The organism is Paenarthrobacter sp. R1, assembly GCF_030264015.1.
GTDB lineage: Bacteria > Actinomycetota > Actinomycetes > Actinomycetales > Micrococcaceae > Arthrobacter > Arthrobacter ureafaciens.
On the sequence record NZ_CP127115.1, the window covers coordinates 3,391,258 to 3,405,471 of the forward strand.

A 14,214-nucleotide genomic window follows, 5' to 3' on the forward strand; every position below is an offset into this window, starting at 1 on the left:
CGGAAAATGACTGAGAAGCACACGGCCCTCTACGAGGAGCACAAGAAGCTCGGCGCCTCCTTCACCGATTTCGGTGGCTGGCAGATGCCGCTCAAATACACTTCCGAGCTCGCCGAACACCACGCCGTCCGGAAGTCCGCCGGCCTGTTCGACCTCTCCCACATGGGCGAAGTCTGGGTCACCGGGCCGCAGGCAGCAGAGTTCCTGGACTACGCGCTGGTAGGCAAGATCTCCGCCATGGCCGAGGGCAAAGCCAAGTACTCGCTGATCTGCCAGGAAGATGGCGGCATCATCGATGACCTGATCGTCTACCGTCGCGGCGCCGACAAGTTCCTGGTGGTTCCGAACGCAGGCAATGCCTTCGTGGTCGCTGCTGAGCTGCTGCAGCGCGCCGCGGGCTATGACGTGCTTGTTGAGGATGCTTCATCGTCGACGTCGTTGATCGCCGTTCAGGGGCCGCTTGCGGAAGCGATCCTGCTGCGTTTGGTCCCGGCCTCACAGCACTCGCTGGTCACGGACCTGAAGTACTACGCGGCAGTCGAGGTGACCTTCCTGGTGGCCGGGAGTGGGCAGGATCTTCTCCTGGCACGCACCGGTTACACCGGCGAGGACGGGTTCGAGATCTTCGTGCCCAACGAATCCGCCGCCGCGCTGTGGCAGGCCATCTCCGCCGTCGCCGAGGAAGGCGAGCTCGTTCCGGCCGGTCTGGCCTCCCGCGACTCCCTGCGTCTCGAAGCCGGCATGCCCCTCTACGGCAATGAGCTGTCCCGTGAAGGCAATCCCTTCGCGGCCGGGCTCGGCCCTGTAGTGGCCTTGTCCAAGGAAGGCGACTTTGTTGGCAAGGAAGCCTTGGCAGCTTTGAAGGCCGACGGCGCAGGTGTCTCCACTGGTCGCAAGCTTGTGGGCCTCAAGGGCCTCGGGCGCCGCGCCGGACGTTCGCACTACCCGGTCTTGAAGGACGGCGCCGTTGTTGGCGAAGTGACCTCCGGCCAGCCCAGCCCAACGCTCGGGTACCCGGTAGTGATGGCCTACGTTGACGTTGCTTATGCTGAACCTGGCACCACTCTTGACGTCGATCTGCGCGGCAAGGCAGAGCCGTTCGAGGTCGTGGCCCTGCCGTTCTACAAACGGTCCCGCTAAGTTTTTGATCACCCACAGTTAGGAAAACAGAATGCCCAAAGTAGCGCCTGAACTTCAGTACTCCGACGAGCACGAGTGGGTTTTGCGTGGGGAGGGAAACTCGGTATCCGTCGGTATCTCCGAGGTAGCCACCGACGCACTGGGGGACATCGTCTACGTGGACCTGCCCGAGGTCGGTTCCACCGTGACCGCAGGCGAAACCTGTGGAGAGGTCGAGTCCACCAAGTCCGTCTCCGACCTCTACTCACCCGTGACCGGCGAGGTCACCGAGATCAACGACGCCGTTGTGTCCGACCCCGCACTCATCAACAACGACCCCTACGGTGAGGGCTGGTTGTTCAAGGTCGCTGCTGAATCCGATGGCCCGCTGCTCTCCGCCCAGGAATACGCCTCCAAGAACGGCGGCGACCTGGGCTAGTCCGATCGGTCCGCGTGCCCGACGGGTCCGGCATGCCCGGCGGGTTCGGCATGCCATCCTCCGATTCGTGGTTCCGCTGCGGAGTGTGCCGTGCGCGCGGCACACTCCGCAGCGATGCCCCGTTTTGGCCAAGTGCGCTTTGGCGTAGCGTTGACTTGTAGTAACTGAATAAATTTGCGACGCCGGGTTGCCGCCTGAGGGGGCCGCCCGGCGTCGTATTTCGGTCGCCTTTTTGCCACGAGCGGGAGGGGGCCATCCGGCAGGACCATCTGCCGGACCGTTTCATGCTGTATAAAAAGGGATCCCGGTTATGGCTGTTGGTGTTTTCGATTTGTTCTCCGTGGGTATTGGTCCGTCGAGTTCGCATACGGTGGGTCCGATGCGGGCTGGGGCGGTGTTTGCGCGGGAGCTTCGTGAATCCGGTGTTCTGTCTTCTGTGGCGGGGTTGAGGGTGGATTTGTATGGTTCTTTGGCTGCGACGGGTAAGGGTCATGGCACTTTTACGGCTACGTTGCTGGGTTTGGAGGGGTTTGAGCCGGAGTTGATCCTGCCCGGTGAGGTGGAGGAGCGTCTTGCTGCGATCGCGGAGACGGGCATGCTGAACCTGGCCGGGGCTTCGGGTGAGGGTGTGCTGTTGCCGTATGCGGTGGGGGATATGGTGTTGCATCCGTTGACGGTGTTGCCGCGGCATACGAACGGGATGAAGTTCGCTGTTACCGATGCCGGGGGGAACGTGCTGAGGGAGGCGACGTTTTTCTCGGTGGGTGGCGGGTTCATTGTTCGTGAGGGCGAGGAGGACGCGGCGCGGGCTGAGTTGGAGGAGTCCAAGGCGGAGTTGCCGTTGCCGTTCCGGACCGCTGCGGAGTTGCTGGGCCGGTGCTCGTCCAAGGGCCTGGGAATCAGCGACATCATGCTGGTCAATGAGCGGGCGTCCCGGTCCGAGGAGGAGATCCGGGAGGGTTTGCTGCATATCTGGTCGGTGATGGAGGCCTGTGTTGAAACGTCGCTCAAGCGTGAGGGTGTGCTGCCCGGGGGACTGAGGGTCCGCCGTCGTGCTCCTGATTGGCTGGAGCGGTTGTTGAAGGAGGACAAGGACCGGAACGATCCGAAGTATTGGCAGGAGTGGGTGAACCTGATCGCGTTGGCGGTCAATGAGGAGAACGCTTCCGGTGGGCGGGTGGTCACTGCTCCGACCAATGGTGCGGCCGGGATCATTCCTGCGGTGTTGTATTACGCGTTGAATTATGCCCCGGGGATGGATCAGGCCACGCAGGCGGTCCGGGATGATGTGGTGGTGCGGTTCTTGCTCGCTGCCGGTGCGGTGGGTGTGTTGTATAAGGAGCAGGCCTCGATTTCCGGTGCGGAGGTTGGGTGTCAGGGTGAGGTGGGTTCGGCGTCGTCGATGGCTGCTGCGGGGTTGGCTGAGGTGATGGGTGGTTCCCCGGCTCAGGTGGAGAACGCTGCGGAGATCGCGATGGAGCATAATCTGGGGTTGACGTGTGATCCGATCGGGGGGTTGGTGCAGATCCCGTGTATTGAGCGGAACGCGATCGCGGCGGCGAAGGCGATCAACGCCGCGAAGATGGCGTTGTGGGGTGATGGCACGCACCGGGTTTCCCTTGATGAAGTCATCGTGACCATGCGTGAGACGGGTAAGGACATGTCCCACAAATACAAAGAAACCGCGATGGGCGGCCTCGCCGTCAACGTCGTCGAATGCTGAGTCTGTTCCCTGTCAGTCCCTAGTGCCATGCTGTATGCATGAGCGGGGGATATGACCGGGATTTCTTGCGGGCACGCCTTGAGCTGCCCAGTCCGTCGGCGACGACGATTCTGCTGGACTACACCCATTTCTCAGTGCGTTTCCGGGCTGCGCGGAAGCTCGCAGCGATCGTTGGCGTTAATATCAGCGGCGGTGAACTGAATCCTTTGGCCCGCGAGGGAACCTGGCACTTCGACGACCGGATTCCCCGCGAGCAACAGGCTGGCCCGGACGTTTACAAGAACAACGCGTTCGACCGTGGGCACTTGGTCCGGCGGCTCGACCCCGTATGGGGCGATGCTGCCACAGCCAAGAAAGCCAACCAGGACACTTTCGCCTTCACGAACGCCGCACCCCAAGTGGACGACTTCAACCAAGGCAAGGAGCTGTGGGTTGGCTTGGAGGATCACGTCCTCAAGCATGCGGACGCCTTTGACGCGAAGCTGAGCGTCTTCACCGGGCCGGTTTTCGCTGACGACGACTCTGAGTACCGGGGAGTCAGGATTCCCAAGAAATTCTGGAAGATCGCGGCCTGGACCAATGATGGAACCCTCGGTGCTGCAGGCTTCGTGCTGGATCAGTCTCCATTGCTGGGGAAGGTGGAACTGAAGAAGGCGATCACTGAGCGGCTCCTGGAAGGTGAACCGCCACCCCTGGGCCCTTTCCGCACCTTCCAGGTTCCCATCGGGGAGATTGCGGAGCTGACCGGGCTGAGCCTAAGCCGGCTTACCAACGCCGACCGCTTGACCAGCGGGACGCGTGAACTGGGGAAGGCGCCGAAGGCCATCCAGCTGGAGAGCATGGAGCAGGTCCGGCTCTAATTGCAGCCTGCGAGCTCTCGGCCTGTAAATGATTGAAGACACAGCTCCCCTAGGTATGTGTAGGGATCGTTCAAATCGTGACACGCTGGTGAGAATATTACATTCTGACGATCCATATTTCTCCGAAATATTCTTTAATTCGCTGTTCTGTTGATTCGCCTCATGCTGCGTTGGTATTTTCATGCCCACGGGGGGACAACTACTGACGTTGGAGTACTAGACGTTTTCAATGCCTGTTACCACCCGACTCCACTCCTACTGAGAGAACGGTGAAATGACAAATTCCTAAGCATCAGTGCGGCCAGCGTTGTCGCAATACCGATCATGATTGGCGCCAATGCTGGGGCGGCCCATGCAGGAGCAGAGCAAACATGTGGAAATGGGCAGGTCTGCTTGTTCCAAAGCTCCATGTGGAACGGGACCAAGTATTCGAACAACTACGCGACGACCTGGGTTGGTAGCGGGGCAAATGATCCAACATCAAAAATTGTTGGGTACACAACCAATCCGTCCTACCGATACGTGACATTCTTCGAACACCTAAACTTCGGTGGGAATTCCTTCTACATGAAGGAAGGGCAGGCAATCAGTTATCTTGCGGATATCGCTTATCCAGGCGGGGGGAATTGGGATAATCGAATTTCCAGTCACGATGAATCGTACTGATCCAGCGAATCTCCTAAATTAAAAGAGTCGAAAGGTGACCATGACCCGGCGTCGGCTTATGCCAGCAGTGCTGCTCTTCGTGCTTGCAGGATGCAGCGTGAACCAAACCGGACCACAGTCCGACGCCGGGCCCTTGCCCTCCATCGACCGTTCAGCTTATTCGGGAGTGCACGCACAACTGGACCACGCTACTGCCGAGATCCGGATGCCAATGGATTCATATGAGGTAAACGCGGATGAGTCCATGATCATCACAGCAGCGAATATGTACATTATCGAGGGCTGCATGAAGAAGGCCGGAATTACGATGCCAGAGAAACATGGCGATCTTGACGTGAAAGCGGATCAATCTTACGGCGTCTGGGTTCCGGAGCATGCGGCCAAGTACGGATATGTGAGACCAACCGTCCGGACCATTCCTGGAATCTACGATTCGGGAACCCGGGATTCTCCGCAAGCTGCCGTGAAGAAGTATTTTGAGTGTGACAACTCGACGGCGGGTGACCAAATTCCTGCATTTCGAAGTAGGGTAGCGGGCCAGGATTCACTGCTCACAACCATCGTCAATGACTCCAACGCCTTGGCCGAACGTGATCCCATGTGGAAGAGCATCCGTGAGGCGTGGATTAAGTGCCTTGGGGATTCAGGCATCACCATGCGTCAGGACTCACCCGACGCCTGGGTTCCGTCTTACCCGGCCGACAGGCAGGGTGAGATACGGACTGCGCTCCAGGACACGGAATGCAAGAGCAAAACAAACATGATGCAGGGCTTGATGGACATTCGTGCCCAATACCAGGCCGCCCTTATAGAGACTCATCAAGGGGCATTGAACACACTGGCAGACGAAAAGTCCGCTGCATTGGCCAAAGCGAAGGATATTCTTCGACAACACGGACATGGCGGGCTTTAATGGGTGCCAGTGAACCTACAGTAGTGAAGCTTCCGCGGGTTCCACGAATCAGACGTGTTGTAGTTTTTCTATGCGTTGTTCTCGCGTGCACAGCCGGTTCGTTCTTTCTCGGAAGTAAAATGCGAACACCGCTAACTTCAGCAATCGATTCCATAGATAAAAAAGTTGAAGTGAGCGCTGCTGTAGAAAGGAAGTCACTGGCCGCTTCCATCGTCGTTTCTGCAACGATGACCGCCGGACCCTCCGTGTCGTTGCGTGCATCTATCCCCAAGGGAGCCGACCGGGCGGTCGTGACGGCCGTGTATGTCGACACGGGCGCAACGGTCGCCCCGGGGTCGCTTATCGCGGCCGTCTCAGGACGTCCCGTTATTGTCATGTCTACCGACGTACCTCTCTACCGGGACCTACTTGAGGGCGACCGGGGCCCGGATGTACTGGGGTTGCAGAAGTGGCTTCAGGGCATGGGGTACTGGCCGGATGCCACGGGGATTTTTGATCAACGGACGGAGAACGCCGTCAAGAACTTCTACCGCGACCTCCAATTGACGGCCCCGACATCTGAAGACAAGAAGGTTGTTTTTCGCTGGCGGGAGTTCGTGCAGATCCCGGGGAATACGGGAACGATCATGACCTTGGTACGACCCGGCGATGTATTAGCGGAAGATTTGAGCTTGGGGATCGTCCAGACGGCCCCTGACATGGTGGTTGGGCGTGCCACCATAGACCAGGCCGATGCGCTCGTTGTGGGCAAGCAGGTCGATCTCGAAGCTGAAGGGTACTTGGCAAAGGGAACAATCCAAAGCATTGGTTCTTTTAGCGAAGGAGACCCCGAGAAGGGTGTCGTTCCGGGCATGGACGTCGTGTCCACTGTTCCCGTGGAGGGAACGCCACCAAAGCCAGGGCAGTCGGTTTCAATCAAGGTCCACGAAGCGGCCATTGAATCTTTGGCCGTCCCTTTGACCGCTGTCAAGCAGGATGACCGGGGCCCCTACGTGATCTTGTCAGGAGCGCAGGGGCAGGGACAAAGCAGCCCAACGCCCGAACGGGTGGACATTACAGTAACCGAGCAGCGCGACGGATGGGTTGCTATCGAGGAGACTTCGCTACTACAACCCGGAACATTGGTGATCGTCTCGTGACGGGCGACCTTCCTGCAAGTGACGCGAGACCACTCTTGACGATGAAGGGGGTCGGTCGAACTTACTATGTGGGAGACTCCGCGACCCAAGCTTTGCTCGGCGTAGATCTGCAGATATGCGAAGGCGACTTCCTTGCAATTATCGGGCCGTCCGGATCAGGAAAGTCCACGCTGTTGAATGTCCTTGCCCTCTTGGACCGGCCGACGGATGGCACTTATCACGTCAACGGTCACGATGTGGCCGGGTTGGGTGAGCGGCAACGAGATGCGTTGAGGTCGGAGATGTTCGGCTTCGTCTTTCAAGCATCGCATGTGATGACTGAAGAGTCGTCGGCCAGGAACGTTGCCCTTGGACTTCGTATTCAACGCCGTGCTCGCAGAGAACGAGAATTGCGTATCCGCCCTGCCCTCGAGCGGGTGGGACTTCTTCACCGTCAGGATGCGCTCGGTAGAAATTTGTCCGGAGGTGAACGTCAGCGTTTGGCACTGGCGTCCGCCCTCGCGACTAACCCAAAAGTTCTGTTTGCCGACGAACCGACAGGCAACTTGGACGTCGCCAACACGGAACGAGTCATCGAGGAACTCAGGAGCCTCAATGCAAAGGGGATGACTATCGTCGTCATCACGCACGATCCCGCTGTTGCGGCCGCAGCTCGATCGCAAGTGAAAATCGTGGACGGCGCTTTGGAAGGATCAGTCGTTCATGCTCATGAAGCACCGGCGTCAAGCTCGACGGACACCGGAGCTGCTAAGGCGTGCGCAGTTGAAACGACGGCTTCGCCGGCTTCTGGACGGAAACCGGCACGTTGGCAGGGGGTGGTCGACGACGTATATGACGCGTTGACAGCGCTGACGTCACGGACAGGACGGACAATGCTTCTCATCCTCGCCTTCATGCTGGGATCAGGCGGGCTTGTTTTGTCTGTGGGACTAAGCCAAACTGCATCCTCCCAAGTTTCGGAGCGTCTGGCCCAGGCAGCGCTTGATGAACTGCAAGTGTCAATGAGCGCGTCAGGAGCACAAGCCTATGACGCCAGTGGGATCGGGTTTACGGAGCAGAGGAAAAGGATAGAGGGACTGGATGGGGTTGTAGACGTTGGTTTGCGCTACGACCTGGCTTCGAAAGATCTAAAGCCGTCCCGTTTTCAGCCCGGCCTGGCACTGCAAGAGCCAACGTTCGCAGGTTCCCTGCTAGCTGTGGACTCGCATTATCTTGCGCTGAATGATGCCGTTGTTGAGCCCAGTTCTGCGCTGTCGCTCCTGGATGGGGCATTTGGGAAACCCGTAGCGCTTCTAGGACGCGAAGCCGCCACGCGCTGGGGTGTTTCAGCTGCAGGGCCAGATGAAAAGATTTGGGTCGACGGGCAGCCCGTGCCAGTAGTTGGCGTCATTGAAAGCCCCGGACGGAACCAATTGCTCTCCGACAGCATCGTCCTGGGCATAGGGGACTTCGACCACCCTGTCTTGTCCAAATCAGTGTTCATTGTGCGTACTGTCCCCGGGTTCCCCGCTCCGCTGCGCGATGCGGTGCCGCTTGCTTTGAACGCGGCTCATCCCGAGTACTTCACGGTGAGTACTGTTGCAGATCTCCGGTCATTGAGAAGAGGTATAACCACTGATTTGAGTGCGTTCATCGGCCTTCTTGCCTGGGTCCTGCTCGCGTTAGCCTGTCTTAGTTCTGCGACTTCCATGTACCTGACGGTCCAGACGCGCAGGCCGGAAATTGCGCTTCGCCGGGCGATCGGGGCCGGCCGCGCGAGTATTGGCCGGATGTTTGTACTTGAGGGCCTGCTGGTTGGAACCGGCGGCGGATTGGCCGGAGGCGCGGCAGGGATGATGGCACTTCTGGCGTTTTGCCTGCAGCAAGGGTGGACCCCGGTCCTGGCGTTGGAAGCGGTCACGGTGGGGGTCATAGCCGGAGCAGTAACCGGGGTTCTTGCATCTGTATATCCTGCAATATCGGCTTCGCGGGCGGACCCCGCACAGGCTATTCGGGGCTGATCGCGGAACGGTCCGTCTTTCCCTAAGAGTTGGGTCGGCCGTGACCGCTTATGCGGAATCCGGTCTCCAACGGTCATCACGTCTGGGTGCCGGTGCGTCGTTTGGTTCCGGTCTGGAATCGCCAATCAAGCTGTCCCCGATAGACTTGGTCCTGCATGTCCGCATGCGCACCACGCTTTGAACCCTGCTTGAACACTGCACCGAACCCTGAGATTGGACACGGCCACCTTGCGAGAATTTACCGCCCGCTTTGCCACCGCCGAGGAAACCGATAACTGGGACAAGCACGTCACGGCCAACCCGAACGGCGGCAACATGCTGCAGTCGGACGCTTATGCCGCGGTTAAGGACGGTAACGGCTGGCTGGTCCGGCGGCTCGTCATCGAGACTGCTGAGTACTCCAGCTACAACCTGCTGCTGGAGAAAAATTTCCCTGTCTTGGGACGCCTTTGGTACCTGATCAAGGGCCCCGACGCAGAGTCCGTCGAAGACATCAAACCGATGCTGGACGCCGTCGCAACCCTGGCCAGGGAACGGAAGCTGAACGTCTTCACCGTCAAGATAGAGCCCGACGTCGTGGAGTCACCTGAGGTGGCTGCGCAACTGAAGGCGGCTGGGCTGGTTAAGGCTCCCAACATCCAGTCCAACGACTCCACCGCGATTCTGGATATCAGGAAGCCCTCCAACGAGGTCCTCCGCAGCATCTCTTCCCGTGCCCGCAATGCTGTAAGAAGGGCAGAGCGCGAGGGGTGCGAAGTCATCCAGGAAGAGGCCGGCGAAGAGAGCTACAAGAAGCTGTACGCTCTCATGCAGAACACCGTGAACGCCAAGGGTGCCATGCCGTTGCGCAGCTACGATTACTACGCCAAATTCTGGAACGAGTTCAGCAGCCGCGGGCAGGGGCACTTCTTCTTCGTCTACGAGGACGGCCAGCCTAGCGTAGGTGCCTTCGTGATCAACTACGGATCCAAAGCTACGTATAAGGACGGCGGCTCCACCCAGAACCGCAAGCGATACGGGGATTCGCACCTGACACAATGGGCGGCCATCCAGCGCATGCAGGAACTCGGATGCGTCGAATACGACTTCTGCGGCACTCCGTCCGCAGCTCGAATCAAAGACAAAACCCACCCGCTGTACGGCATGGGCTTGTTCAAGACGAGCTTCACCAAGACCGTCACGGACTTTGTCGGCTGTTATGACCTCGTCCTGAGTCCTCTCCGGTACAAGCTCTGGCTCAAGGGCGGAGAGAAGGTCCTCCGCCGGCTCGAGATCATGCGCACGGGTGGTCAGTTCTACTGACCGGCGCCTGACGCACCGAAAACTCGAAGCGTCAGCCAACAGACCAGGCCCGCCCCGGCCACCAACGGTGCATATCCAACTAGATGAGGTAATTTCTTTGACTCCGATTGAAGCTGGAAACTCCATGGAATTCGTTCTTCTCAGCGACGCTGAATTTGAGACCTTCGCCAAGGGGCACCCCCAGGGAAGTTTTATTCAATCCATGGACCTCACCCGCTTCCAGCGTGCCCGCGGGCAGGAAGTCGAACTGTTCGGCGTCACCCAGGGCGGGAGCCTCATCGCCGCCGGAAAGCTCGTCTACACGTCCAACCGCATCGGTTACAAAGTGGCGGACTGCGCCAAGGGACCACTGATGGACTACAGCGACGCCGCTGCGGTGAGGTTCGTCGTCGAGCAGTTGAAGAAGCATGCCGCCTCGAAGAAGGCGGCGGAACTGCGTATCTCGCCCCACGTCAAATACATCGCCCGGGACGAAGACGGCGCGGAGCACCCCGAGGTCGAAGACAACCGGCCGCTGCTGAAGGAGCTCGAGGGCTTCGGGTTCAAACACCAGGGCTTCGACATGAACTTCGCCAACATCAACTGGATGTTCATCAAGACCCTGGACGGCATCGCGGACGCCGAAGAGCTCATCATGGGAATGAATTACCGGACCCGCAAGGCCATCCGGAAGGCCGAAAAAAATGGTGTGTACCTGGAGCAGGCCACGCTGGAAACATTGGACGACTTCTACAACGCGCTGAAGACCGCCGGCGACGAGAAGGGCTTCACCTACCGCGAACGCGAGTACTACGAGCAACTGCTGCGCAACACCTCCGATGAGTTCACCAAGCTCATGATGGCCAAGATCAACATCCCGGAATACCGCGCCTCCATCACTGAGCGACTCGAGGCGGAATCCAAGAACCTCGCGGACCTGAAACGCGAAGTGGAGGAGACCGGCAGCAAGAAAAAGGCCAATAAGGTAAAGGTTGTCCAAGACCTGGTGGACAGCTACGAGCGCAGCCTCAAGGACATCGAGCGCTTCCCGGATTCCGTGGGAGTTGCCACCGTGGCGGCCATCCATTTCGCTTGCTCGGGGGACGAACTCACCTGCGTCATTGGTGGCACCGTGCAGGATTACATCTACTTCAACGGTGCCACGTCCCTGTACTGGGGCATGATGCTTCACGCCCTGAACAACGGCTACTCGCGGTACAACTTCTATGGCACATTCGGCATCCAGGGGCAGGATGAATCGGGCCATGGTGGGTACGAGTTCAAGAAGGGCTTTGGCGGAGAGGTGGTCCAGCTCATCGGCGACTTCGTTGCTCCCGTCAGTCCGGTCAAGTACACCGCCTACCGGGTGGCCAGGAAGCTTGCAGGAGCCGCCCAGACCGTTTTGGGAAACTTGCGGGAACCGGCAAAACTGCCGGTGATCGGAAAGTTCCTCAGGAAGAACTAAGCCAAAGGAGGAATGCTGCATGACTGAACGCCCCGAGGGCAATGGCGGCAGGCCTCATACGGACGGCTTGCCGAAAACCCAGCCGCTGCGGCCCTCGCAGGTCCGGCAGAATGCGTATGCCAAGCGGATGCTGATGCGCCTGGTGCAAGGTGACAGCCCGCCAACGGCGCCCATGAACATCGTGGACCGCCTGGCCGGGAGCCCTTACGCCAACCCCACCATCCAGGTGGTGGGCGTCGACGCCTCGGCGCGCAAGACCATCGACTTCGCACTGCACCTGGCCGAGGCAATGTTCCGTTACGGGGCCGGTGCGCTTGAGGTCGAAACGAGCATGATCGCGGTGACCGCGGCGTTGGGGCTGAAGAACGTCGAGGTGGACATCACCAACCAGTCGGTGGCCATCAACTACGCGCCGAAGGACCAAACGCCCATCACCCTGTTGCGTGTGGTGAGGTCGTGGACCAATAACTATGCGGGTCTGGCCCAGGTGCACCAGTTGGTTTCGGATATTGTCGCCGGGGGAGTGGGACGGGACGAGGCCGTTCGGCGGCTCAACGAGATCACACGCAGAGCCAAGCCCTTCCCCCGCTGGATGGTCACTGTGGCGTTCGGTGTGTTTGCCGCCGTGTTCGTCGGGGTGCTCGGCGGTGGTCCCGGAGCTTCGGCACTGGCTTTTGCCTCCAACATGTTGATCAGCCTCCTGGCGCGCCAGCTGATTCGCTGGCGGACTCCGGACTTCTTCGTCACCATGGCCAGTTCTTTTGTGGTCACCTTTGTTGCTTTGATGCTGCGTTGGGCGGGTGCGGACATAGCTCCGTCCATTGTGGTGGCCGGAGGCATCCTCCTGCTGCTCCCCACGGGCAGGCTTGTTTCGTCGGTACAGGATGCGATTAACGGCTTTCCGGTCACGGCAGCAGGCCGCTTCCTGTCCACCCTGCTGACTTTCGGCGCGATCGTGGCGGGCATCGGCGTCGCTGTGGTGGTTGGAACCCTGATGGGCAGCCAGGTCCTGGACGTCACCAATACTTTCCCGCCGGCCTACCCGTTGTGGGGACAGGCGATCCTCATTGCGATCGCCGTGGTGGCCATCGGTGTCACCGAACAGACACAGATGCGGCTGTTACTTCCGACGGCGGCAGTCGGGCTGGCGGGCTTCTTCGTTTTGTGGGGGGTTGGCGAACTCGGTCTTGGCGACCGTTTGTCGCCCGCCATTTCGGCGGTGATCATTGGCTTGCTGGGCCGCGTTGTGGCCCTGAAGCTTGGCGCCCCGCAGCTGGTGGTCGCGGTTCCGGCAGCGTTGATCCTTCTGCCGGGCCTCACGATCTTCCGGTCAATGTATGCCTTGACAGTCGAAGGCGGCGACATCCTGGCGGGTGCCGGTGGCATGCTCAATGCGGCGGCGATTGTCCTTGGCGTCGCAGCCGGCATTGTGCTTGGCGACAACCTGGCCCGACCCTTGACGAAGGGCCTGTCCAGCAACGAGCGGCGCAGGGTGCGGCGCCGGTAAGTCGCGCTGGTCCTGCCGGCAAGTCGGCTAGATCTTGCCGACAGGCAGTTTCTTCTCGGCCTGGAACACTTCCTCTACCCGACCCTGGGCCCAATAGCCGGACAGGGAGACCTGGGAGCGTTCCAGGCCGCGCTGCACGAAGAAGATCTCGCGGAGGCCCTTCATGTAGCCCCGCTCACCGTGAGCGAAGACGTCCACCCGTCCGGGAAGCCATTCCATGGTCCGGAGGGATTCGAGCAGCAGTTCGCTGGATCCGGCAAGTACCCCGTTCCGCTGCAGCCAGTGCAGTTCGACGCCGGCGGGGGCGGTGATTTGAAGGACGTCGTCGGCGCTGTCTACTTCCAGGAACGCCACGCCCCGCGCCTCCCGTGTCAGCGCCTCAATGGACGCGGCGATCGCCGGAATCGCGGCGTCATCCCCGGCAAAGAGGTACCAGTCGGCGTCGGGTGCCGGATTGTAGGCACCCCCGGGCCCTGTGAAGGTCAGCGCGTCACCGGGTTCAGCCGCCGCTGCCCAAGGGCCGGCGAGGCCTTCATCGCCGTGGACCACAAAGTCGATGGCAAGTTCCTGCGCTTCAAGGTTGACCCAGCGGATGGTGTAGGTCCGGGTATGGGGCCACTGCTCGCGGGGCATGGATTCCCGGATGGCCCACAGGTCCAGCGGCAGCTCGTAGTCGACGCCCGGCTGCGGAAAAACGATCTTGACGTACCTGTCCACGTACTCGTTGTGCGCGTAGTCCTTGAATCCCGGGCCGCCCGCGATGATCCGGATCATGTGCGGTGACAACTGCTCCTTGCGCAGCACCGTCAGGTTGACTTGGGGGCGCGTCTTGCGGTCGGCGGACGAAGTGGCGGGAAGGGCGGCATTCATAAGGCAAGCCTAAGCTGATCCACTGTGCATTTGCTGGGGATGAGCGGAACGTTACATACCACCCGGCGTCGCTCTGTCACGTCCTGACGCGTTTTCCGCGTCGCTCTCTCACATCCCGACGCGTTTTTTGTGTTGCTCTTTCACGTCCTGACGCGTTTTGTGCGTCGCTCTTTTACGTCCCCCGCCGGATAGTTCGACGACGGCGATCGGCCGGGTGCCGCCGTCGGTCCCT

The 14,214-nt window shown here is 60.0% G+C and carries 11 protein-coding genes; 10 read left to right on the forward strand and 1 reads right to left on the reverse strand.

Annotated features, from left to right (window positions below; all coding sequences use genetic code 11):
* Window positions 1–6 precede the first annotated feature (6 nt).
* The 10 genes from gcvT to QN084_RS16530 all read left to right on the forward strand — a co-directional run bounded on the left by gcvT (window position 7) and on the right by QN084_RS16530 (window position 13,112).
* Window positions 7–1,140, forward strand: a complete 1,134-nt coding sequence (gcvT, locus tag QN084_RS16485; protein ID WP_069696542.1) for a glycine cleavage system aminomethyltransferase GcvT — start codon at window positions 7–9, stop codon at window positions 1,138–1,140.
* A 31-nt stretch (window positions 1,141–1,171) separates the two neighbouring features.
* Window positions 1,172–1,558, forward strand: coding sequence for a glycine cleavage system protein GcvH (gcvH, locus tag QN084_RS16490; protein WP_021473686.1), 387 nt, complete (start codon window positions 1,172–1,174; stop codon window positions 1,556–1,558).
* Window positions 1,559–1,868: 310 nt separating this feature from the next.
* Entirely contained in the window at window positions 1,869–3,281 is a 1,413-nt protein-coding gene (locus QN084_RS16495; RefSeq protein WP_182264050.1) for an L-serine ammonia-lyase, read from the forward strand.
* 38 nt (window positions 3,282–3,319) lie between these two features.
* A complete protein-coding gene (locus QN084_RS16500) occupies window positions 3,320–4,141 on the forward strand; it encodes a DNA/RNA non-specific endonuclease (RefSeq protein WP_062095382.1) in 822 nt (273 codons plus the stop codon).
* Between the two features lie 700 nt (window positions 4,142–4,841).
* The gene (locus QN084_RS16505; protein ID WP_168529521.1) at window positions 4,842–5,720 is read left to right on the forward strand and encodes a hypothetical protein; all 879 of its coding nucleotides are present in this window, start codon (window positions 4,842–4,844) and stop codon (window positions 5,718–5,720) included.
* 119 nt (window positions 5,721–5,839) lie between these two features.
* Window positions 5,840–6,859, forward strand: coding sequence for a peptidoglycan-binding protein (locus QN084_RS16510; protein WP_168529523.1), 1,020 nt, complete (start codon window positions 5,840–5,842; stop codon window positions 6,857–6,859).
* A 92-nt stretch (window positions 6,860–6,951) separates the two neighbouring features.
* Entirely contained in the window at window positions 6,952–8,859 is a 1,908-nt protein-coding gene (locus QN084_RS16515; RefSeq protein WP_170828581.1) for an ABC transporter ATP-binding protein/permease, read from the forward strand.
* Between the two features lie 213 nt (window positions 8,860–9,072).
* On the forward strand, window positions 9,073–10,161 hold the full coding sequence (locus QN084_RS16520) for a lipid II:glycine glycyltransferase FemX (RefSeq protein WP_082694508.1): 1,089 nt from the start codon (window positions 9,073–9,075) through the stop codon (window positions 10,159–10,161).
* 124 nt (window positions 10,162–10,285) lie between these two features.
* A complete protein-coding gene (locus QN084_RS16525) occupies window positions 10,286–11,605 on the forward strand; it encodes a peptidoglycan bridge formation glycyltransferase FemA/FemB family protein (protein ID WP_069696179.1) in 1,320 nt (439 codons plus the stop codon).
* 19 nt (window positions 11,606–11,624) lie between these two features.
* Window positions 11,625–13,112 carry a threonine/serine exporter family protein gene (locus QN084_RS16530; RefSeq protein ID WP_021473679.1) on the forward strand — a complete coding sequence of 496 codons (1,488 nt, stop codon included), beginning with the start codon at window positions 11,625–11,627 and terminating at the stop codon, window positions 13,110–13,112.
* Window positions 13,113–13,139: 27 nt separating this feature from the next.
* On the opposite strand, the gene QN084_RS16535 is transcribed toward QN084_RS16530, so the two are convergent.
* Window positions 13,140–13,982 (reverse strand): siderophore-interacting protein, encoded by an 843-nt coding sequence (locus tag QN084_RS16535; protein ID WP_069696178.1) that lies wholly within the window; start codon window positions 13,980–13,982, stop codon window positions 13,140–13,142.
* Window positions 13,983–14,214 lie beyond the last annotated feature (232 nt).

Coding starts and splice junctions, on each gene's coding strand:
- QN084_RS16530 (WP_021473679.1), top strand. CDS start 11,625: ATGACTGAACGCCCCGAGGGCAATGGCGGCAGGCCTCATACGGACGGC.
- QN084_RS16500 (WP_062095382.1), top strand. CDS start 3,320: ATGAGCGGGGGATATGACCGGGATTTCTTGCGGGCACGCCTTGAGCTG.
- QN084_RS16535 (WP_069696178.1), bottom strand. CDS start 13,982: ATGAATGCCGCCCTTCCCGCCACTTCGTCCGCCGACCGCAAGACGCGC.
- QN084_RS16525 (WP_069696179.1), top strand. CDS start 10,286: ATGGAATTCGTTCTTCTCAGCGACGCTGAATTTGAGACCTTCGCCAAG.
- QN084_RS16510 (WP_168529523.1), top strand. CDS start 5,840: ATGCGAACACCGCTAACTTCAGCAATCGATTCCATAGATAAAAAAGTT.
- gcvT (WP_069696542.1), top strand. CDS start 7: ATGACTGAGAAGCACACGGCCCTCTACGAGGAGCACAAGAAGCTCGGC.
- gcvH (WP_021473686.1), top strand. CDS start 1,172: ATGCCCAAAGTAGCGCCTGAACTTCAGTACTCCGACGAGCACGAGTGG.
- QN084_RS16495 (WP_182264050.1), top strand. CDS start 1,869: ATGGCTGTTGGTGTTTTCGATTTGTTCTCCGTGGGTATTGGTCCGTCG.